19 protein-coding genes are annotated in these 22,901 nt (G+C 68.6%); 13 read left to right on the forward strand and 6 right to left on the reverse strand.

Translation table 11 applies throughout. The annotated features are described in order from the left end of the window. Nucleotides 1-49 precede the first annotated feature (49 nt). Nucleotides 50-874, forward strand: coding sequence for a helix-turn-helix transcriptional regulator (locus tag A6P39_RS00705; RefSeq protein WP_067056345.1), 825 nt, complete (start codon nt 50-52; stop codon nt 872-874). Between the two features lie 350 nt (nt 875-1,224). On the opposite strand, the gene A6P39_RS00710 is transcribed toward A6P39_RS00705, so the two are convergent. Together A6P39_RS00710 and A6P39_RS00715 are read right to left on the reverse strand one after the other, a co-directional pair. Then, complete coding sequence (locus tag A6P39_RS00710; protein ID WP_067056350.1) at nt 1,225-2,730, reverse strand: FAD-dependent monooxygenase; 1,506 nt, start codon at nt 2,728-2,730, stop codon at nt 1,225-1,227. Nucleotides 2,731-3,793: 1,063 nt separating this feature from the next. Beyond that, entirely contained in the window at nt 3,794-4,543 is a 750-nt protein-coding gene (locus A6P39_RS00715; protein WP_067045886.1) for a transposase family protein, read from the reverse strand. 349 nt (nt 4,544-4,892) lie between these two features. Here A6P39_RS00715 and A6P39_RS00720 point away from each other — a divergent pair, with 349 nt between their 5' ends. Together A6P39_RS00720 and A6P39_RS00725 are read left to right on the forward strand one after the other, a co-directional pair. Beyond that, nucleotides 4,893-5,372 (forward strand): hypothetical protein, encoded by a 480-nt coding sequence (locus A6P39_RS00720; protein WP_159396055.1) that lies wholly within the window; start codon nt 4,893-4,895, stop codon nt 5,370-5,372. Nucleotides 5,373-5,399: 27 nt separating this feature from the next. Beyond that, entirely contained in the window at nt 5,400-6,461 is a 1,062-nt protein-coding gene (locus A6P39_RS00725) for a transposase (RefSeq protein WP_234378911.1), read from the forward strand. Nucleotides 6,462-6,546: 85 nt separating this feature from the next. On the opposite strand, the gene A6P39_RS00730 is transcribed toward A6P39_RS00725, so the two are convergent. Beyond that, complete coding sequence (locus tag A6P39_RS00730) at nt 6,547-6,873, reverse strand: AraC family transcriptional regulator (RefSeq protein WP_331454062.1); 327 nt, start codon at nt 6,871-6,873, stop codon at nt 6,547-6,549. 79 nt (nt 6,874-6,952) lie between these two features. Further along, nucleotides 6,953-7,507, reverse strand: a complete 555-nt coding sequence (locus A6P39_RS00735) for an AraC family transcriptional regulator (RefSeq protein ID WP_331454063.1) — start codon at nt 7,505-7,507, stop codon at nt 6,953-6,955. A gap of 116 nt (nt 7,508-7,623) precedes the next feature. Between A6P39_RS00735 and A6P39_RS00740 the strand changes: the two genes are divergently transcribed. Together A6P39_RS00740 and A6P39_RS00745 are read left to right on the forward strand one after the other, a co-directional pair. Further along, entirely contained in the window at nt 7,624-8,706 is a 1,083-nt protein-coding gene (locus A6P39_RS00740; protein WP_067045890.1) for an aldo/keto reductase, read from the forward strand. A gap of 61 nt (nt 8,707-8,767) precedes the next feature. Further along, nucleotides 8,768-9,520 carry an SDR family NAD(P)-dependent oxidoreductase gene (locus A6P39_RS00745; RefSeq protein WP_067045892.1) on the forward strand — a complete coding sequence of 251 codons (753 nt, stop codon included), beginning with the start codon at nt 8,768-8,770 and terminating at the stop codon, nt 9,518-9,520. Here A6P39_RS00745 and A6P39_RS00750 read toward each other — a convergent pair whose 3' ends face one another. Beyond that, nucleotides 9,521-10,159: a DUF4277 domain-containing protein gene (locus A6P39_RS00750; protein WP_267893319.1), complete on the reverse strand. Its 639-nt coding sequence runs from the start codon at nt 10,157-10,159 to the stop codon at nt 9,521-9,523. It abuts the gene before it with no gap. Between the two features lie 23 nt (nt 10,160-10,182). On the opposite strand from A6P39_RS00750, the gene A6P39_RS00755 reads away from it, so the two are divergent. The 8 genes from A6P39_RS00755 to A6P39_RS00785 all read left to right on the forward strand — a co-directional run bounded on the left by A6P39_RS00755 (nt 10,183) and on the right by A6P39_RS00785 (nt 21,591). Continuing rightward, nucleotides 10,183-11,607, forward strand: a complete 1,425-nt coding sequence (locus A6P39_RS00755; protein ID WP_267893318.1) for an IS1380 family transposase — start codon at nt 10,183-10,185, stop codon at nt 11,605-11,607. A 393-nt stretch (nt 11,608-12,000) separates the two neighbouring features. Next, entirely contained in the window at nt 12,001-12,372 is a 372-nt protein-coding gene (locus A6P39_RS00760; RefSeq protein WP_067045896.1) for a hypothetical protein, read from the forward strand. Nucleotides 12,373-13,129: 757 nt separating this feature from the next. Continuing rightward, nucleotides 13,130-13,879: a transposase family protein gene (locus A6P39_RS00765; RefSeq protein WP_067045886.1), complete on the forward strand. Its 750-nt coding sequence runs from the start codon at nt 13,130-13,132 to the stop codon at nt 13,877-13,879. Between the two features lie 628 nt (nt 13,880-14,507). Further along, nucleotides 14,508-14,843 (forward strand): hypothetical protein, encoded by a 336-nt coding sequence (locus A6P39_RS00770; protein WP_159395947.1) that lies wholly within the window; start codon nt 14,508-14,510, stop codon nt 14,841-14,843. A gap of 909 nt (nt 14,844-15,752) precedes the next feature. Continuing rightward, the gene (locus A6P39_RS00775) at nt 15,753-18,734 is read left to right on the forward strand and encodes a DEAD/DEAH box helicase (protein ID WP_079133152.1); all 2,982 of its coding nucleotides are present in this window, start codon (nt 15,753-15,755) and stop codon (nt 18,732-18,734) included. Continuing rightward, complete coding sequence (locus tag A6P39_RS00780; RefSeq protein WP_067039975.1) at nt 18,731-20,074, forward strand: SWIM zinc finger family protein; 1,344 nt, start codon at nt 18,731-18,733, stop codon at nt 20,072-20,074. Before A6P39_RS00775 ends, A6P39_RS00780 begins: the two co-directional genes overlap by 4 nt. Nucleotides 20,075-20,250: 176 nt before the next feature. Next, a complete protein-coding gene (locus A6P39_RS45265) occupies nt 20,251-20,622 on the forward strand; it encodes a DUF6233 domain-containing protein (RefSeq protein ID WP_443053045.1) in 372 nt (123 codons plus the stop codon). A gap of 438 nt (nt 20,623-21,060) precedes the next feature. Next, entirely contained in the window at nt 21,061-21,591 is a 531-nt protein-coding gene (locus A6P39_RS00785) for an IS5 family transposase (protein ID WP_159395946.1), read from the forward strand. Between the two features lie 94 nt (nt 21,592-21,685). Here A6P39_RS00785 and A6P39_RS00790 read toward each other — a convergent pair whose 3' ends face one another. Further along, entirely contained in the window at nt 21,686-22,828 is a 1,143-nt protein-coding gene (locus A6P39_RS00790; protein WP_067039987.1) for a D-alanyl-D-alanine carboxypeptidase family protein, read from the reverse strand. Nucleotides 22,829-22,901 lie beyond the last annotated feature (73 nt).

Raw genomic sequence — 22,901 nt, forward strand, 5'->3', positions numbered from 1 at the left:
GCCTGGTATCCAGACCGTATTTATTCTGGAACTAGAGGTGTCATCCGTCATGCCCACGCAGCCGGACCAACGCCGTCAGCTGAGTGAGTTCCTGCGCAGCCGGAGAGAGCGCCTCACCCCTGACGAGGTGGGCCTGCCCCAGACCGGCCGTCGCCGGACTCCCGGACTTCGCCGAGAGGAACTGGCACTGCTGGCCGGGATCAGCGCCACCTGGTACACGTATCTGGAGCAGGGGCGGGAGATCCGCGCCTCCGAACAGGTGCTGAACGCCCTCGCCGCGGCGCTGCGGCTCGACCGGCACGAGCGCGATCATCTCCTCCAGCTTGCCGGTCACGCGCCTGCGGCTGAAGCCGAGGAACGCGAGCCGCTAACGGCCGAGGTGGGTGCCGTCCCCCTGCTGCTCCAGCCGAACCCGGCATACATCATCGGCGGCAACTATGACGTCCTCAGCCACAACCAAGCGGCCGACAAGCTGTTCCCGAAGCTCATCACCGAGGCGGACCGGCCGGCCAACCTCGTCCGCTGGGTGTTTCTCGAACCGGTTGCCCGGGACGTGCTGGTCGACTGGGAACCCGAGGCACGCGGCCTACTCGGCCGACTTCGGACGCTGGCCGCACGCCATTCCGGCGACCCGCGGTACACCCGACTGATCGAGGAGCTGAACGAGGCCAGCCCGGAAGTGCGGGACTGGTGGCCCCAGTACGACGTGCAGGCCCGGCACAGCGGTCGGAAACGGCTACGGCACCCGCAACGGGGAGCGATCGATTATGTGTACACCGCTTTTCACCTGGCCGACCAGCCGGAGCAGACGCTGGTGGTCTATCTCGAAAGCAGTGAACCGCCCGACGGGGGCGTAGCCGTGACCGGCGTATGAAGGAGGAGGTCGGTGGCAGTAACAGCGCTCACGGCACGGCGGCGGAGGGCCACCGGCTGAGCGCCGAGCAGTTCCTGAAGAAACGGGGCGGCCCTCACCGCGGGTGACGCGTGGGGGCCCAGCCATTCTTCGATGCTGCACACGGTTACTTCTCTGTCGGCTCCGGGGCGGGCGCGACCCCGATGGGGCACGACGAGCCCCAGTCCGTCTCGAACGGGGTGCTCAGCTTGACCCCGTCCCACCGAACCCGGCGACCCTTCATCTCGCCACCTGAGAACGCATCAGCCCTGCCGGGGTAGGTGATCCCGCGGGCCTCAGCGCGCGTCCCGCCGCGCGCGACCACGCCCCGCCTAGCTTTGTCCGACCACCTCGCCCAGCCACCGCGTCAAGGTTTCGCGTACCTCGTCCGGATCGGGGTCCTCGGCCGCCCAGGCGGCGTAACCGTCGGGTCGGACCAGTAGCGTGGGCCGCAGGCCGGCTGCGGGGGATGCGGTCACCACCCGCCCTTCCCACGGCGCGGCGACTGCGGCGACGTCGCGGCCCACCAGTACGAACGTGCCTCGTCGCAGGGCCTCATACAGCCGTGCCGGTTCCCCTGCCAGTCGGAGGTCCGGTACCCGGCGCCCGGCAAGCGGGTGGGAGCCCCAGGGTGCGGGGTAGGTGATCCCTATGCCGGAGATGCTGCGGGACGCACGCGGCTCTATGACACGTAGCTGGTGCGCGATGGCGGCCAACGAGCCGCGCAACGCGCGGACCGCAGGTGACCCGGTGATGACGGCCGTGAGGAGTGCGTGACTGACGTGCAGCACCCTTCGGGCCACCGGATGGCGCTCGGTGTGGTAGCTGTCCAACAACTCGTCATCAGCCCAGCCGCGCACGACAGCTGCCAGTTTCCAGCCGAGGTTGGCGGCGTCCTGCATCCCGGTGTTCATGCCCATGCCCCCGGCGGGCGAGTGGACGTGCGCGGCGTCGCCCGCGAGGAACACCCGCCCTTGACGGTAGCGGGGTACCTGTCGTTCGTCGCTGTGGAAGCGGGAAACCCAACGGGCATCGTGCATCCCGAGGTCGTCACCGATGGTTCGCCTCGTGATGTCCCGGACCTCCTCCATCGTGACCGGCGCATCGTCGGGCAGCTGCTGCTGTTGCCGGTCCCAGGCGATGACCCGGTACCAGCCGTCCCCGAACGGCGCGAAGAAGGTGAAGCCGTGCTGGGTCGAGGCGAAATTGAAAGCTTCGTCAGGGGCGCGTTCAAGCAGTACATCGGCCAGCATCACGGAGCGGATGGCCGACTTGCCGGGGAACGGCATGCCCAGGCTCCGCCGGACGGTGCTGCTCGCTCCGTCGGTGCCGACCAGGTAGCGCGCTCGAAGTGTGGCCGTGGCACCGTCCGGATGGTTCGTTTCCGCGTCCACGCCGCCCGGGTCCTGCCGTATCCCTGTAACCCGGGTCCCCCGCACTATCGTCGCTCCCGCTTCCTCGGCCCGGCGCAGCAGAAGACGCTCCACCTGCCATTGGGGGACGATCAGCAGGAACGGAAAGCGTGTGCGAAGGCCGGAGAAGTCGATGCTGATGCGGCCGAACGGATGCAACGCCCGGACCGGTGAGCCGAGAGCGAGTAGTTCGTCGGCCAGGCCCCGGGCGTCGAGTTCCTCCATGGTTCGTGCGTGGATGCTGAAGGCGCGGCTCAGGTTGGATTCGTGATCGCGCCGCTCCACCAGCGTGACGTTGACCCCGGACTCGGCGAGGTCGCCCGCCAGCAGAAGCCCGGTTGGCCCGGCACCGACCACCAGAACATCCACCGCTGATGCCCCGTGTTGGTCCGAAGAGCCACGAACCGACCCGCTGCCAGCATCCATATTTGTCAGTATCAGCCCCACTTGTCGGAATCGCTAGTTGAGCCGGCGGACCGCGCATCTGACCGTTTGCCATCCGAGGACCTCAACATTACGCCGACCCGAAGCGTCCTCTCGGCACCGCATGGATAGGAACGGTGGCCGATCGCGTGCGAGCTGGTTGTTCTCGGTACCATCGGAAATCCCGCTCTTGGGGTCACAATCCTCGCTACCGGCGTTGGCTGGTTCGCTGCACGGCGGGGTCACCGAAAAACCGCGGCCAGCCCAATCGATATTCACGCCAAATCTGCACCCTCGGCGCACGACGCAAGAAAGATTACGTGAGTAGTGATCAGCGCCCTCCCGCCCTTATTGTCAGACCTGCGGGTCATTGGTGGGTAAGCTCAGGGGCGCACGCGAGGCTCCAGCCTCCGACCATCTACATTCTTTATGGCGGGCTGCAGGCAGCGGGACCGCACCGGCCTATGGATGTGGCTATCGTAGCCCCATCCGATATCATCAGAGCCTTTCACACAGACAGTGTTACGCCTTACTTCTCGGCAGACGACGTGTGGATCTCTTCGACCTCGATTGCTGCCAACTGGATTGGCACAGACCCTCTAGCAGATGCAGAAGATCAGCGCGATTTGTTCATTTCCGGATTGCTTATCGGCATGGCCGGCTCCGTCGGAATCGTAGCAATCCAGGAGGCGATATCCTGGTGTCGCCGCGTACTTAAAAAGGAATGAAATGCCGCAAGATGGTCGACGCCGCTGAGCTTCGGGTTCTAGCCTCAATACCGGTAACTTAGGGCTTTGGTATTCGTTTGACTCGTTTGGGTTTGGTGGCGCCAACGAGGGTGATGGCCGCGGTGGTTGGGTGGTCTGCAGCCCGGTGGGCGGCGCGTTTGAGCGGCCAGTTGGCGACTTTGCGTTTGATGACGCGAGGGTTGGCCCGGCGGCGGCGCCGTGGCAGGAGGCGTTCGAGGAGTTCAGCGTGGGTGGCTTGGACCGCGCGTGCGAGTCTGCCGGGGGGAAAATGCCGCCTGGTCGGTGACCTGGCGACGCACGACGCGCAGTGAGCGTTTTCAGCGTTGCCTCTCCAGGGTGAGGACGGCTTTGGTGATGACGGTCATGCGGTTGGGGCTGATCCGGGATCTGCGGAAGATCTGCCAGGACTTCAGCCGTGTCATGCCGCGTTCGGCTGGTGCTCTCGCCGCGGACAGGGCCCGGTTGACGGTGCGCTGGGTGAGGGTGAGTTCACCACCCGGTGGCCGTTTGAGTCCGGTCGCAACCCAGGGGCCGGCACCTTGGTAGGCGCGGTCGGCGAGGATCGGGACGCCCTGGCGTTCGCAGATCCGGATGATGCGGTGGGTGCGGGCTGCGGTCAGGTCGTGGGTGCGGCCCGGCAGCGCGGGTGAGATCCACAGGACCTCACCGGCGGGGTCGGTGACGACCTGGACGTTCACGCCGTGCCGACGGTGCTTTGCCGAGTAGTCGGCTCGGCTGTCACCGACGCGGTCGCACTCGGCAAGGGTCCCGTCCAGCAGGACGAACTCCGGATCATGCTCGCGCAGAGTCTTGAGCAGGCCCGGGGCCCGCTCGGCGAGCAGGACGGTCACGGCGGTGACATACGCGTGGGCGGTGGCGACGGATATCCCGAAGCCGGATGCGAGCCGGGTAAGGGTGTCGTGGCGGCGTAGGTACACCAGAGCGACGAGCGCCCGTTGGTGCGGCGGGAGTTTGCACCGTCGGTCACCCTCACGGCTGACGATGAGCATCGTGACCCACTCGACGAGGGCATGCGGGAGGTCGAGTGCGGCAGGATAGGGAACCAACAGGGCTCCTGTGCCGATGGGTTGAGACTTCGAACACCTCCCCCAACGGCACGGGGGCTTTGTGCGTTGCGGCCCTCACCTCGGCCTCACCGGCGTCACCCAATCAGTAGCCAGGCTGAAAACGCTCAGTTAGGGCAGGGCTCGCACGCCGAGGTTCTCCAGGTGGACAGTGGCCGGGTTGCTGCGCCAGCGAGGAGTCGGCCCTACCGACCCGCTCTGACCTGGCGGAAGGACGGATCTAGGACGAACGCAGGATCCGCATCGGTAGCTTCGAGCGCCTGTCAGTGGACGGCGTCGCACAGCTTCCGGTTGCCAGGTCTATGGGCTCCGGGCCGAACTCAGGGGGAACATGCCAAGTTGGACCGGCAGTCTCGCCAAGGCCGTCGTCACCGGGCTCGTCGCTGTCAGTGGGGTGACTGCAGGTGCGGGCAGCGCCCATGCCGCTGGTGCGTATGCCTGCCGCTCCGGGTACCCGAACATCACAAACGGCCCATTGGTGACCGTGGTCGGCAACCACTTGATCGACCTGGACTCCTGCTACAGCGTCCAGACAGACGGCCGCACGATCGAAGCCCAGGTCCGCTTCGCGCAAATGACCGGCGGCGGACTGACGTACTGCGCGCATGCACTGAACGTGAACAACCTCTCCGCTTGGGCCCACGACTTCGGCTGCACCTCCACCTCCGCCTCCGCCTCCGACTCAAGCGGATTCGTGTGGGCGGGTTGGGACTCCCCGTACGGTGCATCGTGGGCGGAATGGAGGGCGCCAGCCGGCACGTACGTGGTCTCCGCGGGGGTCTGGTACCAACCTTGGGTATTCAGTGGCTGAGGTGAGCTGAGGCTGAGTCGGTAGAAGGTGCCCCGTGACCTGCAAGGATGTGAGTGTTTAGGTCATATCCAGCGCAGGAGCAAGGGCACCTTCTGGGTGAAGGCTATCGGCTGGGACGAGCGGCTGTCGGACAAGGTCAACGGCAAGGGCATGGTCGGGCACGCGGGTGCGGCACTGCTGCGCCGCTGCGCGGACCGCACCGGGGTGACGGGCGCGCTGGGGCAGGTGCTTCCACGCGGGTCGGGAGCCGGCTGGCGCGAGCGGGGCCAGCTGGTGGTGATGCTGGCGGTCGCCATCGTGCTCGGCACGAGGAGCCTGCTGGACGCCGAGGTCCTGCTCGCGCACCAGGCCGCGCTGTTCGGGGTGCCGGCCTCGGACTCCACGATGCGCCGGGCGCTCGCGGCGATCGACGAGAAAGTCCTGGCGAAGATTGCCAAGGCCCGGGCGAGGGTCCGCCGCGATGTCTGGAGTCAGGTCGCACTGCGGCCGGGCGGATTCCCCTGGCTGAGCGTGGTCGGCAAGCGCCTGACCGGTTGGATCATCATCGACATCGACGCCACGATCATCGCCTCCGCGTCCAAGAAGGCCGGGGCCGCGGCCACCTTCAAGCGGACGTTCGGCTTCCACCCACTCGCGGCATGGTGTGCCAACACCCAAGAATGCCTGGCCATGCTGCTGCGCGAGGGCAACGCGGGAGCGAACACCGTGGCCGACCATCTGCGCCTCCTGGCTGACGTCCTGCGGCAGATCCCCGACTCCTCGGCCGCCAAGATCCTCATCCGGATCGACGGCGCCGGCGCCACCCACGACCTGCTCGACCACTGCCCGCCCCCAGCTGACTCACCGCCAGCACCCCGGCGAGAGCAGGAAGGAGCGAACACACACAACCCCGGTGCCGTGGAGCCCGGGCGCAGCCGCAGCGACACGCGAAGGCCCTGCCCTGCCCACAACCGTGCGAGACGAAAGGGGCGAATCGACAAACCGTCAGCCGATCAGAAGCTCAGACGAATCGAGGTCGATATCACCGAACTGTGCAGGAGGCCCTTCTCCTATGCGCTGGCTGCGGAGCGATCACCCGAACGAGGCTGATGCGCGCGGAAGCTCGAGCAGCAGCTGTATCCCTCGGTTGGGAAATTGCTTCTGATGCCACATCAGTTCGATGATGCTCTTCAAATCAAATCGAGACGCACACCCCCTGAAGTCTGGCCGCGTCCTGGGCGGGCGGTGCGCCGAACATGCGCTTGTATTCGCGGCTGAATTGGGACGGACTGTCGTAGCCGACGGCGTGCCCGATCGCGGCGATGTCGTGGGGGTCGGCGATGAGTTGGATGCGAGCCTTTTGGAGACGCAGTTGCTTTTGGTATTGCAGCGGGCTCATGGCTGTGACAGCGCGAAAGTGCCGGTTGAGTGAGGAAATGCTCAGCCCGACATCGGCGGCGAGGTCGTCGATGCGGATGACTTCGGCATAGTGTGCCTGGAGCCAGCGGATGGCGCGTGCCACGAGGGAATGCCTGCTGTCCGCGAGTCCGATCTGCCTCACGATGGCCGCTTGGGGGCCGGTCAGGAGGCGCCAGTGGATCTCACGCTCGATCGTGCGCGAGGACGCGTTGGTCGACGGGGTTGCCGACGAGCCGGAGGCGTCGGACTGCTGCGTCGATCAGATCGTCGTCGGCGTCGCTCGTGCCAATGGCTGCGCCCGTGTCTCCCCTTCCCGTGCCGGGAGCGGCCCCGGCGTCGAGCAGGAGCTGTGCGATGACCGCGGGCTTGAGCCGAAGCCCGAAGAAGAGGGCGGGCTCGGCCGCGTCGGCGCGCGTGATCTGTGAGGTCAGGGGGAGGTCGAGGGTGACCACCAGGTACTGGCCGGCACGGTAGTCGAAGATCCGCTCTCCGAGGACGGAGCGTTTCGCCCCCTGGGCAACCATGGCCAGGCACGGCTCGGTGACTGTGCCGAGTGGTTCCGTCACCCGGTCGGTGGCGAAGACCTGCACTCCGTCGAGCCGTGTCGGCGGGGCGTTGCGCGTCGCGAGCCGGGTGATCTGTGCGCAGAGTTCGTCGAGCTTGTCCACCGTCCCATTCCACCACGCGCCCACACCGGGACGGCAAACGATCCCGGCGAAGCTGAGCGGATCGTGCATTGCTCTGAGCGTATTGGCCTAGGGCTGGGACGAGGTCGGTGGTCGGATGGAGGTACTGGCGGCGGGGCCGATCCGCTCCGCCGGTTCCCGTTATCCGACACATTGGGAGTTGCACCATGGCGCTGGACTCGTACGTCACGCTCGGCCGCTCGGGGCTGAGAATCAGTCCGTTCACCCTCGGTACCATGACCTTCGGTGAGGACCATGGCTGGGGCACCAGCCCGGCGGAGTCGAAGGACATTCTCGCGGCCTATCTGGGACGCGGTGGCAATTCCATCGACACAGCCAACATCTACACCAACGGGCACTCCGAGAAGATCATCGGCGACTACATCGCCGGGAAGGGGTCGCTGCGCGACCGTGTCGTGATCGGCACCAAATTCTTCGGGAACCTCTACGCGAAGGACCCCAATGGTGGCGGGGCCGGCCGCAAGGGAATCGTGCAGCAGCTCGAGAACTCGCTGCGGCGCCTGCAGACGGACTACGTCGACATCTACTGGCTGCACAACTTCGATCCCGTGACGCCGGTCGAGGAGACCATGCGGACCTTGGACGATCTCGTGGCGAGCGGCAAGGTCCGCTACATCGGATTCTCCGACGTGCCGGCGTGGCGGACCGCCGAGGCTGCCACCCTCGCACAGTTCCGGGGCTGGGCTCCTATCGTCGCGCTTCAGTTGGAGTACTCCCTGCTCGAGCGCTCCTCGGAGGGGGAGCTGATTCCGCTGGCCCAGGCCAAGGGCATGGGCGTGCTGCCGTGGAGTCCGCTGAAGAGCGGCTTCCTGTCCGGCAAGTACTCCAGCGCCCGTACCGGACCGGTCGACACCGCGCGCTCGGCCCTGGTGGGCACCCCGAGCCAGAGCGACTACGTCGTCATCGACGCGCTCAACGAGATCGCCGCCGAGGTCGGTGCCAGCCCGGCCGCTGTCGCCCTGAACTGGGTGAACAACCGCCCCGGCATCACCTCGACCCTGGTGGGGGCCCGCCGGCTGGCACAGCTGGAGACCAACCTCGACGCGTTCGCCGTCACCCTCACCGACGCCCAGCGCGCGACCCTCGACGAGGTCTCCGCCCCCACCTTGAACTTCCCCGCCGAGAACAACAGGACGCTCGCCGCCATGCTCGCGTTCGCCGGCGCGACGGTCGACGGCCAGGAAACCATCGTCTCGCCCCTGCTTCAGGCCAGTGCCACCCGCTACTGACCACTTGTCGCCACCCGCACGCGACGCATACGACGCGACACGACGAATGAAAGAGACGCAGATGACCCAGCAGTTCGCAGGCAAGACCGCACTGGTCACCGGCGGCGGATCCGGTATCGGTCGGGCGTCCGCCCTGGCCCTTGCCGCCGAAGGGGCGCTGGTGACGGTCGCGGGCCGCACCGCGGAGACCCTGAAGGAGACGGTGCGCCTGATCGAGGCCGCCGGCGGCTCGGCCCGCCATGTGGTGGCGGACATGACCGACGAGGCTCAGATCGAGCGTGCCGTCAAGGCCGCGACCGCGGACACCGGCCGCCTGGACATTGCCCTGAACAACGCGGGCTACGACGGCGAGTACCAGCTCACCAAGGACTACTCCACGGACATGCTCGACCACATGCTCGCCCTCAACGTGCGCGGCGTGTTCCTGTCGATGAAGTACGAGCTCCAGTACATGGTGGCGCAGGGCTCCGGCGCGATCGTCAACATGTCTTCCGGCGCGGCACTGGTGGGTGTCCCCGGGTTCTCCGGTTACACGGCTACCAAGGCCGCCGAAGTCGCCATGACCAAGAGCTCCGCCCTCGAGGTCGCACCCCAGGGCATCCGCATCAACGCCGTGTGCCCCGGCCTGGTGGAAACCCCGATGATCGCGGACATGCCAGCGGAGGACCGGAAGGCGTTCGGCGCTGCCCACCCCCTGGGCCGGATCGCCCGCCCGGAGGAGATCGCCGACGCCGTCGTCTGGCTCGCCTCCGACAAGTCCAGCTTCGTCACCGGCATCGCACTGCCCGTCGACGGCGGCTACAGCGTCCCGTAGTCACGGGCGAGACGTCGGCGGCGTATGAACCGGCCGACACTGGACGCAATGCCGCTCAGCACATTCCCAGCCGCCCGGGGTCTGCCCGACCCCGGGCGGCCGTACCCTGCGGCAAGCAGGCACTTCCCGGACATCCACGCCCAGTGGTGCTTGTGAATGTCCCACGACCGCGGCCATGGAGTCGTAGGCGCCGTGCAGGGAGATGCTGGTCATGTCCCAGTGCCAGCGCGTGGTGTCGATCCCGAACTCGGCTTTCGCCCTGGCGCCCACCGAGCCGTTGATCTGGGCCAGGTGCGGGGCGATCGCGTGCAGAGCACGGCCGATCCGGTCGTCGTTGAGGAAGTCCGGGGTGATGCCGAAGACCTCGTCCACCGCCCACTGCTCGGCCCACTTGTTCACCTTGAACATCGGCATCGGCGAGGAGAGCCGGTTGGCGATCAACGCCTCGATGACTTGTCTGTGGGTGATGTGGGTGACCTCGGTCCGCATCGGACACAGCCCATCGATGATCCCGGCGACGTCCAGACGGCGCAGGAACTGGCCTCGGGTATTGAGCCGGGCGAGTTGGTCTGACTCAGAGTTAGCGAAAGGTGCCTCGTGGCCTGCGAGGATGCGAGTGTCGAAGTCGTGTCCGCGCAGAGAGCAGGTGCACCTTTCTGGTGGTGGAGCGTACCGGGTGGGGCCGGCAGCTGTCTGTGACGGCCGACGGGAGGGGGTTGGTTGGGCATGCTGGGGCGGTGCTGCTGCACCGGGTCGCGGACCGGGTCGGGCTGACCGTCGCGCTCCAGCGACTGTGGCCGGCGGGCGGGAGCGCAACCTGGCGGAACCGTGCGCATGTGCTCCTCGGCCTGGCCTCGGCGATCGTGCTCGGGGCGACGAACCTGTCCGAGGCCGAGCAGCTCCAGGCCCACCATCAGGCGATCCTCGGCCCGGCCGGGTCTGACTCGACCGCGCACCGGCTGCTGGCGGGGATGGACGAGCGGGAACTGGGGCGGATCGCCAGGGCGAGAGCCCGGGTCCGGCGGCACCTCTGGAGCCTGCTCGCACTGCGACCGGGAGGTTTCCCCTGGCTGGCGGTGGCCGGCAAGGTGCTGACCGGCTGGATCGTGATCGACATCGACGCCACGGTCATCCTGGCCTCCTCCAAGAAGGAGGGCGCCGCGGCCACCTTCAAGAAGACGTTCGGCTTCCACCCCTTGGCGGCGTGGTGCGCCAACACCCAGGAATCGCTGGCCATGCTGCTCAGGCCGGGCAACGCCGGATCGAACACGGTCGCCGACCACCTTGCCGTGCTCGCGGACGCGCTTGGGCAGATCCCCGACAGCTCCCGGGCAAAGATCCTGGTCCGCGTCGACGGCGCGGGCGCCACCCACGAACTGTTGGAGCATCTGGAGAAACTGAACACCGCCCGGCGCACTGTGCGCTACCTGACCGGCTGGACCATCACCGCCGACGACGAGCAGGCCATCGCCCACCTGCCCGAGCGGGCGTGGGACGCGCTGCTCGAACAGGACGGCACACCCCACGAAAGCTACGGGGTGGCGGAGTTGACCGGGCTGAACCAGCGGTCGGGCTGGCCGGACGGGATGCGGCTGTTGGTCCGTCGGGTCAAACCGTCCGGGCGGCAGGTCAAGAAGCTGACCGTGTTCGAGAAGAAGACCGGCTGGAAGTACTCGGTCGTCGCCACGAACATCCGCCACATGTGGGGCATCGCCGGCTCCCACCAGCCGCAGTGGCTCGATGCCCTCAGCCGCTCCCACGCCACGGTCGAGGACCGCGTGCGCGGCGACAAGGCGATGGGCCTGCGCAACCTGCCGTCCAAGAAGTGGCAGGTCAACCAGGGCTGGGTGCTCGCTGCGAACATCGGCCATGACCTGGACTGCTGGGTCCGTCTCCTGGCCCTGCACGACCAGGACGATCTGGTGCGAGCCGAGCCCGACACGATGCGGTACCGGATCTACCACCTGCCCGCCCGCCTGGCCCGCCATGCCCGCCGCCGGTGGCTGCGGATCGAACACACCTGGCCCTGGGCCCACGCGTTCACCCTGGCCTGGCAACGGCTAACCGACCTCCCGGACGTCACCTAACGCTCCGGCCACCGCCTCGACGAGGACCAGGAAGGAGTGGAACGGCAGGACACCGGCCCCGTGGAAGCCGGCGCCCCCGCAGCGTCACGCGACGGCCCGCCCTGATGACCATGGGGACATTACGGGCGAACCGCCGAGTCGATCACCCCACGAAGGCAGCTGAAGGATCGAGGCCAAGGCCACTACTACGGTGACGTCCAGAGCCCGAGGACCACCATCGGATAGCTGGAAGCGACTGACAGCCGGTCAAGTGCTCCGGTTGGCGCACCTGCCCAACGGGAAGCCGATGTTCACCGCCCTGCACGACGGCGTCGGCGCGCAAGGCGATGGACCAGGACCAAGAGTTCTTGCAGTCCTGCGGCTCTTGGAGCCGCGGGCCAGAAGGAGCAGAAAATGACGCGCAAGGGTCTTATCCGAGTTGGTGCGCTGGCGCTCGTTACGTCCGCAGCGGTGTTCGCTGCACCGGGCTCCGCCAGTGCCAGTGTGTCCAACGACTATGTGACCGCCGATTCGAATTGCCAGGCCTTGGAGTTCACCAGGGTTGAAGGCGGCCACGACCACATGTACGTGGACCCGACGATCGACACTAACGGCGGTTGTGAATTCGGGATCTGGGACGCCAACGCCGGCCGGTGGGCCTACGGGCCTACTTTTTCACCCGCCGGTAACCAGGGCGACGTCTACGACGGTCCTGGCATGCGCCTCTACATCGTGGTGGCCGATATGTACAACGGCGGTGTGGGGGCCACCGGAATCCCCAACTGACCTCAGCGGCCGGGCTGCAGCCCTCCGTCGCGAACAGCATCCGCCGGCCCGCCGTCAGCAGTCACCTCGACACCGGCAGATGGCCGCTCTCCGAGACCAGGCTGCTCGTCTGCGGCGCCAGGTGAACTCGTCCGTGCCCGCCTCTGGGCGGCCTCGGGCCAGTGCCGCAACCGACCAGGGCTGAGTCAGGCGCTCTCGGCGCGCCGGGCGGGTGCGGCCAGGTGCCAGCCGCGGCGCTGTCGACTCCGCTGACGGGTCGTCGGGGGCCGTGGGCGACACCCGACGGCGGTGGCCAAGGGCCTGCCTGTGCCGTCGTTGCCGTCAGCGCTTCTGCTGCGAGCGGCTCCTGCGATTGCAGCCCATGGCATGCATAGCACCGGTCGGCTTCGTGCTTCAGTCCTTGACGATGTTGAGAGTGACCGTGTTCCGATGTCCGTCGTCAATTATCGCCAGGCCAGGAGCTGCTCGGGTTGGCACGAGGACGCTGGCTACGAATGCCGCGTCCGGGCCGCTCACGTGTACAGCTGCCAGCTGAACCTCGTGATGGTCCGCAGTGGTGAGTGTCAGTGGGACCACGCTGGCTGTGCCCGAGCGCACCGTCGCCGGGCCAGTGTCATCGTACTTGGCAGTGAGCGTTTTCAGCCTGGCTACTGATTGGGTGACGCCGGTGAGGCCGAGGTGAGGGCCGCAACGCACAAAGCCCCCGTGCCGTTGGGGGAGGTGTTCGAAGTCTCAACCCATCGGCACAGGAGCCCTGTTGGTTCCCTATCCTGCCGCACTCGACCTCCCGCATGCCCTCGTCGAGTGGGTCACGATGCTCATCGTCAGCCGTGAGGGTGACCGACGGTGCAAACTCCCGCCGCACCAACGGGCGCTCGTCGCTCTGGTGTACCTACGCCGCCACGACACCCTTACCCGGCTCGCATCCGGCTTCGGGATATCCGTCGCCACCGCCCACGCGTATGTCACCGCCGTGACCGTCCTGCTCGCCGAGCGGGCCCCGGGCCTGCTCAAGACTCTGCGCGAGCATGATCCGGAGTTCGTCCTGCTGGACGGGACCCTTGCCGAGTGCGACCGCGTCGGTGACAGCCGAGCCGACTACTCGGCAAAGCACCGTCGGCACGGCGTGAACGTCCAGGTCGTCACCGACCCCGCCGGTGAGGTCCTGTGGATCTCACCCGCGCTGCCGGGCCGCACCCACGACCTGACCGCAGCCCGCACCCACCGCATCATCCGGATCTGCGAACGCCAGGGCGTCCCGATCCTCGCCGACCGCGCCTACCAAGGTGCCGGCCCCTGGGTTGCGACCGGACTCAAACGGCCACCGGGTGGTGAACTCACCCTCACCCAGCGCACCGTCAACCGGGCCCTGTCCGCGGCGAGAGCACCAGCCGAACGCGGCATGACACGGCTGAAGTCCTGGCAGATCTTCCGCAGATCCCGGATCAGCCCCAACCGCATGACCGTCATCACCAAAGCCGTCCTCACCCTGGAGAGGCAACGCTGAAAACGCTCACTGCCTCCTCGAGCCGGGCATCCAGCCGCCGGGCGAAGACGCGGACTGTGCGCGAAGGCCACCAGCTCGCTCTTGAGGTCCCCGCTGCGTGCCAACAGCCGGACGATGTCGGGCAGCACCGTGGGAGGATCACCGTGTTCCACTACGGCTTCTTCCTGCCTGCTCTTGCCGTGTCGTGCGTTGTCGCGAGCCGCCGCCCCGGGGGCGCAATCTGTGCCGTGGTCCGGGAGTTGCACCGAAGACCGTACAGACTCGCAATCGGTGCGGCAGCGGGTGCGGCAATCCCTGTGCCGGGCATCGGGGGCGGCCCGTACCTGCACTTGCCAGGCTTGCCGAGGGGTCCCGGCTTCTTCGGGTTCTACCAACACCGGCAACCGCTGCGTGCCACGGTGTGCGCAGCAGCTTCCGCACCGCCAAAGGGGGGCCCGTGCGCCGTATCGTCTCGGCTGTCGTTCTGCTCGCTGTCCTGCCTCTCGCCGCCTGCTCCGCAAGAACCGCTTCCCGGGCAGCACCGGCCGTTACCGTGACGCGCACCGTGCCGGCCTCGGTGTCGCCCACCCCGACGCCTCCAACCGCCAGTCCTACGCCGACGTCCGCGACGCCGACCACGACGGCCGTCGTGCCCAAGTCGGCGCCCCCAGCGGCTCCTCGGCCGCATCTGAGCAACGCCTCGGCGGTGGTCTCGCAGTACTACCAGGACATCACCGATCACGACTATTCGGCCGCTTGGGCGCTCGGCGGCTCGAACATCGCCGGGACGACCTACAACCGGTGGGTGGCCGGGTTCGCCACCACCCAGAGCATCACCCTGGGCACCATCAGCGACTTCGGAGCCTTGCGCGTCCACGCCGTCCTGTATGCCACCCAGACCGACGGCGCGCTCAAGACGTATGCCGGCGACTACACCGTGGCCGATGGCATCCTCGTCGGCGCCTCGATCCGCCAGACCAGCTGACGGTTATCGGGCGGCGTAGCGCTAGCGCGCGTGTCTCCTCCAAAGACGAGATGCAACGGGATCCTGCACCGGGTGGTGCGGACTGGCGTGCAGTAGTGGACCTGCTGGAGCGGATCGCAGGAGTTGGGGGGGCTCGACCACTCGCGCGTTCCGGGTGCGTGCTGACCTGCCCGAAGGCCCCCTTCGCCTTGCAGGACAGCCGGGCGTCACGTCCCGTCGCACGCCTGCCCCCGAAGCGGCTCACCGACATGCCCCGAGCCGGGCCGCGCGCAGTGGCCAGGGCAGCACACCGGGTCCGCCGAGGCGGGGCCGGTGTGCTGCCCTGGGTGCACAGGCGTGCGCGGGGTTCCATGCCGCCAGCTCACCCGCCGGCCCCGAGCACGCTGACGGCCCCGAGCCCCGACCATCGGCCGCGATCCGGCAACAGCCCCTTCAACTGCCGCGGTCGGCCCTCATGGTCGGCCCGACCACAGGTGTCCGCCGGCCAGTCGAGTGCGCACCACCGGAGGCGCCGGCGGCCCTGGGGGGCTGCGCACCGGCAAAATGCAATGCGAGTGGCTACCCCCGCAAGGCACCCGGGGCCGGCGCGGTGATCTCGTGCGGCGTGGGTCTGAGCAGTGCGACGGACTCGACAAGCACCGCGCCTCCACCGAGGCCGGCATCCTCGTGTCCCTGCCCATCGACTGCGACGCGTGCAAGGTCGTCGTCCGCTGCGCCGGTCGGCGTCACGCTGGGCATCGAGCCGCTCAAGGACTGGGTGCACGCACGCTCATACGTCCTTTGCCCGGGCCGCGAGCACCCGTCACGACTCGATAGCATTCTGCCGTACAGCTTGTGGATGCGCGGTGACAAGGCGTGACGGTGTCGCTTCAGCGCATACCCGCACCCCGGTTCGAAGGGCATCCGGTCATGGCGCGTATCCTCCAGGTCGTCGAAGTGGATGAGCCTGCCGAGCAGAGGAACCCGGGAGCGGTTGTGCCGACTGCCTCAGTCGCGCTCAGCGCATGCGAAGCCGTCTTCCTGCCCGGAGATCCGGCCCGGGAAGGCCGTGTGGCGTTCTGGCGGGCGGACGGCGGCGAGCTGCCCGACTGCGGTGTGGAGCCGGGGGAGTTCACCGTCGTGCGGCCGCACGGGAACGGGATCCGGCGGCGGAGGGTGAGCGCGGTGCTGCTGCCGGTCGCGCAGGCGGTTCCCGTACTGACCCGCGCTCGCGCCATGGTGTCAAGCGGCAACGCCTCCGTTTCCGCCGCGTGGTGGGGAGCAGGGGCCCTGATCGCGCTTCAGCTTGCTGCGCGGGGGCGGCTGCTGCCGGGGCTGAGCCCCGCCGGGTTCGACGCCTGGCGGCTCGGTCCGCTGGACGGCGACGACGTGCGCCGGATACGCGACCTCGCGGCGGCGATGCCGCCGGAGGCGCGCGCGGTACCGCTGCCGGGCTCGTCGCCCGTGGCGCTGCCCGCCGCCGAGCCGCTGCTGCGGGCCTTTTTGGATGCGGTCGCGGACGGCCTGCCGCGCTCCCCGGCAGCGCGCCATCTGATGGCCGGTCCGGCCTTCGCTGTTCGGATGCCGGTGTCTATCCCCGAGCAGCGAGAGTGGGCGGCCGAGGTGGCCGCCGGGATGGACGCGGGCGTGCGCGTCTCCCTGCGTCTGGAGGCAGACAGCGACGCGTGGGACGGCGGAGACTTCGGCGACAGCGGCGGCGCCGGGCCAAGGTTCCGGGCCGTGGTGCAGCTGCACAGCCTCGCCGACCCCACCCTGGTGGCAGATGCGGCCGAGCTGTGGGCCGGGGCTGCAGCCGCTCAGGAGCAGTTCGGCGCCCGTACCCGTATCGACGCGCTGCTGGCGCTGCGCCGTGGCGCGAAGGCATGGCCGCCGCTGTCGCGCCTGCTCTCCTCGGCCGCGCCCGATGTGCTGCAGCTCGCCGACGACGAGCTGGTGGAACTGCTCGGCGAGGCTGCGGAGCGGCTGGCCGCCGCCGGAATCCAGGTCCACCTGCCAAAGGGCCTGACGAAGGAGCTGACCGCGACCGGCCTGCTGGAGCCGCCCCGGCGCAAAAAGACGCCCTCGGACCTCGAGACCTTCCTCTCCTCCGGGCAGCTCCTTGAATTCCGCTGGCAGTTGGCGCTGGGCGGGCAGTCGCTGACCGAGGAGGAGATGGACCGCCTCATCGAGGCGCACCGCCCGGTGGTGCGGCTGCGCGACCAGTGGGTGGTGGTCGACCAGGCGCTGGTCCGCAAGGTCCGCAAACAGCGCGGCCGGGAGCTCACCGCGATCGACGCCCTGGGCGCGGCGCTGACCGGCGAGGTGGAGATCGACGGCACGTCCGTACCGGTCACCGCGGGCGGCGCCCTGGAGCAGTTGCGCGCGCGGATCGCCGAGCCGGAGGCGGGCCAGGACGCCGCATCGGCCACTACCGGCCAGCCCGCGATGCTCGCAGCCACCCTGCGCGGCTACCAGCTGCGGGGACTTGCCTGGCTGGATCGGATGATCTCCCTCGGCCTGGGCTGCTGTCTCGCCGATGACATGGGCCTCGGCAAGACGATCACCTTGATCTCCCTCCACCTGCGCCGTCACGAGCGATCGGCCCACGGCCCCACCCTGGTGGTCTGTCCGACGTCCCTGCTCGGCAACTGGGAGCGCGAAGTGCAGCGCTTCGCACCCGGCATCCCCGTACGCCGCTTCCACGGCCCGGGCCGCACCCTGGACGACCTCACACCGAACGCCTTCGTCCTCACCACGTACGGCACACTGCGCCGCGACGCGGCGCTCCTGGCCGACACCGCTGTGCCGTGGGGCCTGCTCGTCGCGGACGAGGCGCAGCACGTCAAGAACCCGTACTCCGACACCGCGCGGGCGCTGCGCACCGTCCCCGCCAGCGGGCGCATCGCGCTGACCGGCACCCCGGTGGAGAACAACCTCTCCGAGCTGTGGGCCCTGCTCGACTGGACGACACCCGGCCTGCTCGGCACGCTCACCGCCTTCCGCGACCGCTACGCCCGCGCGGTCGAGGCCGACGGCGACCAGGACAGTGCTCACCGTCTCGCCCGCCTGGTTGGTCCCTTCCTCCTGCGCCGCCGCAAGTCCGACCCTGGCATTGCCCCCGAGCTACCGCCCAAGACCGAGACCGACCAGCCTGTCTCGCTGACGAAGGAGCAGGCGTCCCTGTACGAGGCGCTGGTGCGCGAGTCGCTGGCGGCGATCGGCGAGGCGGACGGAATGGCCCGGCGCGGCCTGGTGATGAAGCTGCTCACCGGCCTCAAGCAGGTCTGCAACCACCCGGCGCAGTACCTGAAGGAGAAGAACACCAAGCTCGCCGGCCGCTCCGGCAAACTGGAACTGCTCGACGAGCTGCTGGATGCGATCGTGGCCGAGGACGGCTCGGTACTCGTCTTCACCCAGTACGTCGAGATGGGCCGCCTGCTTCAGCAGCATCTCGCAGACCGTGGCATCGCGGCGCAGTTCCTGCACGGCCAGACGCCGGTGAAGCAGCGCGAGGAGATGGTCGACCGCTTCCAGCGCGGCGAACGGCAGGTCTTCCTGCTCTCCCTCAAGGCCGCCGGCACCGGCCTCAACCTGACCCGCGCCGGCCACGTCATCCACTTCGACCGCTGGTGGAACCCGGCGGTCGAAGACCAGGCCACCGACCGCGCGTACCGCATCGGCCAGAGGCAGCCGGTGCAGGTGCACCGCCTGATCGCGGAGGGGACGGTCGAGGACCGGATCGCGCAGATGCTCCAGCAGAAGAAGGGGCTCGCGGACGCCGTGCTGAGCCATGGCGAGGGGGCACTCACCGAACTCTCCGACGCCGAACTGGCCGAACTGGTAACGATGCGCCACAACACCACGCCTTGGAGCACAGACCGTCAGCGCACCACGAAGGGAAGCCGCACGTGAGCCCGCGCCCGACGAAGCCCCAGCAGCGGGCCCAGGATCAGCCCGCCCGCACTTTCCCTCCCTTCCCGCCGGCTCCCGGCCGCCGGGGCGGTTTCGCCTCCACCTGGTGGGGCCAGGCATGGGTGTCGGCGCTGGAGGAGTGCTCACTCGATTCCGGCCGCCTCACCCGCGGTCGCACCTACGCGCGGCGCGGATCCGTGGGCGAGATGACCGTGGCCCCGGGCCGGATCAGCGCCCCGGTGCAGGGCAGCAGGCCGCGCCCCTACCGGGTGTCATTGGCAATCCCCGTCCTCAGCGACGCAGCATGGGACCGGCTCCTTCACGCGGTGGCGGCACGCGCCGGGCACATCGCCGCACTGCTGGACCGCGACATGCCCACCGAGCTGGTCAAGGACGCGCTGAAGGCCGGCGTACGGCTGCTACCGTCCGCCAACGATCTGGAGCCGTCCTGCTCCTGCCCCGACTGGGGCTATCCGTGCAAGCACGGCGCCGCGCTGTGTTACCAGGTCGCACGCCTGCTGGACGAAGACCCCTTCGTGCTGATGTTGATGCGCGGCCGCGGCGAACAGCAGCTGCTGGACGAACTCGCCCGCCGCAACGCCGCCCGCGCGGCATCGCAGACGGCAGCCTCGGCCTCGGCTTCAGCGTCGGTTCCGTCCCCGCGCACTCCCGCCCCACCCACAGGTACACCGGCCCGAGAGGCCTTCGCAGCGCGCGCCGACCTGCCACCGCTGCCCGGACCGCCTCCCCTGCCCGAACGCACCGGGCACCCGCCCGTCTTCGAGGCCTCCCGCCCCGCCGAACCAGGCATCGACCCCGAGGCGCTTCACACCCTGGCCGCCGACGCAGCCGAGCGCGCCCGTCGCCAACTCGCCGCCGCGCTGGCGAACGACACACCACCCAATCCACCTGACCTGACGCAGTGGCAGGACGCTGTGCGCATCGCCGCCGAGCACCCACAGACAGCAGTCTTCGCCCGGATCGCCAAGAGCACCGGCCGCCCGCCGATCGAACTCGCCCAGGCGGTACGGGCCTGGAGTTACGGCGGCACAGCCGCACTCGCGGTCCTGGAGGACCCCTGGACCCCGGACCCATCCGTACTCACCCGCGCCCGAGCCTCGCTCGCCGAGGACTGGGCGGACGGACGCCCTCCCCCACTGCGCGCCTGGCGCAACCGCTTCACCGTCGTCGGCCGCGACCGCCAACTACGCTACGGCCGCGACGGCCGCTGGTACCCCTACGCGAAAGAGGACGGCGCCTGGTGGCCCATCGGCCAAAGCGACCCTGACCCCGCCACAGCCCTCGCAGCGCTGCTCGAACTCCAAGACCACCGCTCGTGACCATAACGTCACCCCAAGGGGCTCCGATCTTCGTCATACTCCCCGACGCCCAGGAAATCCGCGGACGGCTGCACGCCCGCCGACAGGTGAACGACGGCTGGCTCTACCAGGTAGGAATCCTGGTGTGGCAGAACGGTACAAACGGCTCCGCCGAACCCGCCGAGCAGCGAGTCTGGGTGAGCCCCGCACACGCACGCCCGGTACCCGGTGTCTCCTACGAACACGTCCCGACCCACCGTCTGTCCCAAACAGACACCCCGTCCCAAGAATGCCCGCCCGCATGGACACTCCAGTACCTCCCCCACCGCCCCGGACACCCGGGCGCCACACTCCTCCACGTCATCGGCTGCACCCCCAGCGACCGGACACTCACCCGGGAACAGGCCCTTGCCGCGCTCCGTCAACCCCGCACAACAGCCTGCATCGAGTGCGACGCAGCCCGATCCCTCACCCCGCAACAGCGGCCAACCAACCCCAACCACCAGACCCCACAACAGCGCGACGACGAACCCCGACAGGACACGAACCCCAGCGAAACACCCCCATAACCACCCAGCCCGAAAGAACGGCGCAACAAGAAACAGACAACGGCACAGCACCGGCAACAGCCGAACACCGCCAGCGCGGGCCCGCACCTACAGCCCACCGCTGCTCAGGCCGCCGGTCCACACCCCCGGGGCCGCGGCGGGTCCCGGAGACGACTGAAGTGTGGGCTTCCTCTGACGTTGGTGAAGGAAGCAGCAGGCTTCGTGGGCATCCGGGCGGACTGCGAACCGGCCACGGGCGGCAGTGGGCTGAGCTTGGTGTCGTAGCTCGCCCGTTCACTCAGAACAGCGCCAGGCCCTCACCGCTGGTGTCCGCGATGACTGGCCGGAACCGGGTGTCGGCAGCATGGAACTCGTCGCGTCCCGCAAGCTGGACCTTCCTCCAGCATCGTCGGTACTCGATGCCGGGTGCAGAGTCGGCGATACGGCACACGAGACGCCGTGGCAGAGCCTCGTCGGCCGCCCAGAGGAGGCGGTGCCGGAGGTGAGGGCCTGGGCCGTTCGCGGGGCGGGTTCACCAGCAAGATCCACCTGAGCGCGGACGGCCGCTGCCGTCCGTTGTCCCTGGTCCTCACACCGGGCCAGCGGGCGGACTTCACCCAGTTCAAGCCCGTGCTTGAGAAGATCCGTGTCCCGCGGGTGGGGCCGGGCAGGCCCCGCAAGAAGCCGGACAGCCTGGCAGCGGACAGGGCATACAGCAACGGGCCCTGCCGCGAGTACCTACGCCGACGGGGTATCCGGCACACCATCCCGGAGAAGACCGACAGCCGGGCCGCCCGCCTACGCAAAGGCTCACGGGGCGGACGGCTACCCGGCTTCGACGAAGACCGCTACAAGAAACGCAACATCGTTGAGCGGACCATCAACCGGGTCAAACAGTCCCGCGTAGTCGCCACCCGCTACGACAAGCGCGGCTACGTCTACCTCGGCACCACCACAGCGGCAGCCCTGGTCATCTGGCTCCGGACATGATCGGCCGGACAAGTCCTAGATCCGGCGGAGATCACGGGCGGAGCCAGAGTCGGATCGAGGCCACGGTGACGGTGCCGTGGAAGATGTAGCCGCGCTACCACCGGCGCCTGATCAGGAACGCGGCAAGCCCCAGCATCACTAGCGTCCCACCCACGATGACCGCGGCAGTGCTCAGGCTTCCCGATCCCGAACGGCTGGCGGCGCCCGGCTGGGACGGCGTACTGCTACGCAAAGCGCTCTTCGGGGCCACCAACTCGCCCACCGGGTTCACCTTGCCGTCCGCCTCGAAGCCCCAGTCAAAGAGCTTGGCGGCCTCCTTGTACACCTCGTTGTGCGCGCGCTTTTCCGGGTGCATCACGGTGACAAGCAGCATCCTGCCGCCCCGCTGTGCGACTCCGGTGAAGGTGGCTCCCGCCTCGGTGGTGTCGCCGTTCTTCACGCCCGCGATGCCTGGGTAGGCGGCCACGTCGATGTCCCCACTCAGCAGCCGGTTGGTGTTGCGGATCACGCCGGATCCGAACGGGGCGCTGACTGTCGAGCAGTAATCGCGGAAGTCCTTCTTGTGCAGCCCGGACCCGGCGATGAGCGTCAGGTCGTACGCCGACGACACCTGGCCCGGCTCGTCATAGCCATCGGGCGACACCACGTGCGTGTCACGCGCTTGCAGCTCGTCGGCGTGAGCCTGCATCTCCTCGACGGTCGACCGGACCCCGCCGTTCATGTGCGCCAGCGTGTGCACGGCGTCACTGCCCGAACGCAAGAAGACCCCGAGCCACAGGTCGTGAACGGTGTAGATGTGCCCCGCCTTCATCCCGACCACGCTGGACCCGACGCCCATGCCGGCCAGGTCGGACGGTTGGACCTTATGCCGGGTGTCCTTGCGGAAGCGGGGCAGCAGGGTGTCCGCGAACAGCATCTTCAGAGTGCTGGCGGGAGGCAGCCGCCAGTGCGCGTTGTGCGCGGCGAGCACCTCGCCTGATCCGGCATCCGTGACGATCCAGGAACGCGCCGTAAGCTCCTTGGGCAGTACGGGCACACCCAGGGCCAGGTTCACCTGGGTGCCGGGCCGGCCCAGCCTCTCCCCGCCCACGGTCGACATGCGGGCCGGGGGCGTAGCCGTCGGACTCGCCGAGGGCCAAAAGACCGCCAGGACGGGGGGCGCCGTCGCGGCCAGGAACGGCAGCACGACCGAGGTGACCAGCAGGGATCGCCGGGCGGACTTCTTCGCAGTGGACACGGTCGCGACCGTACCCACAGCGCACCACAAAGACCGGCTTTGTCCTGTGACACGCAGCCAATTCGATACCTCA

The sequence above is a fragment of the Streptomyces sp. FXJ1.172 genome, assembly GCF_001636945.3.
Lineage (GTDB): Bacteria > Actinomycetota > Actinomycetes > Streptomycetales > Streptomycetaceae > Streptomyces.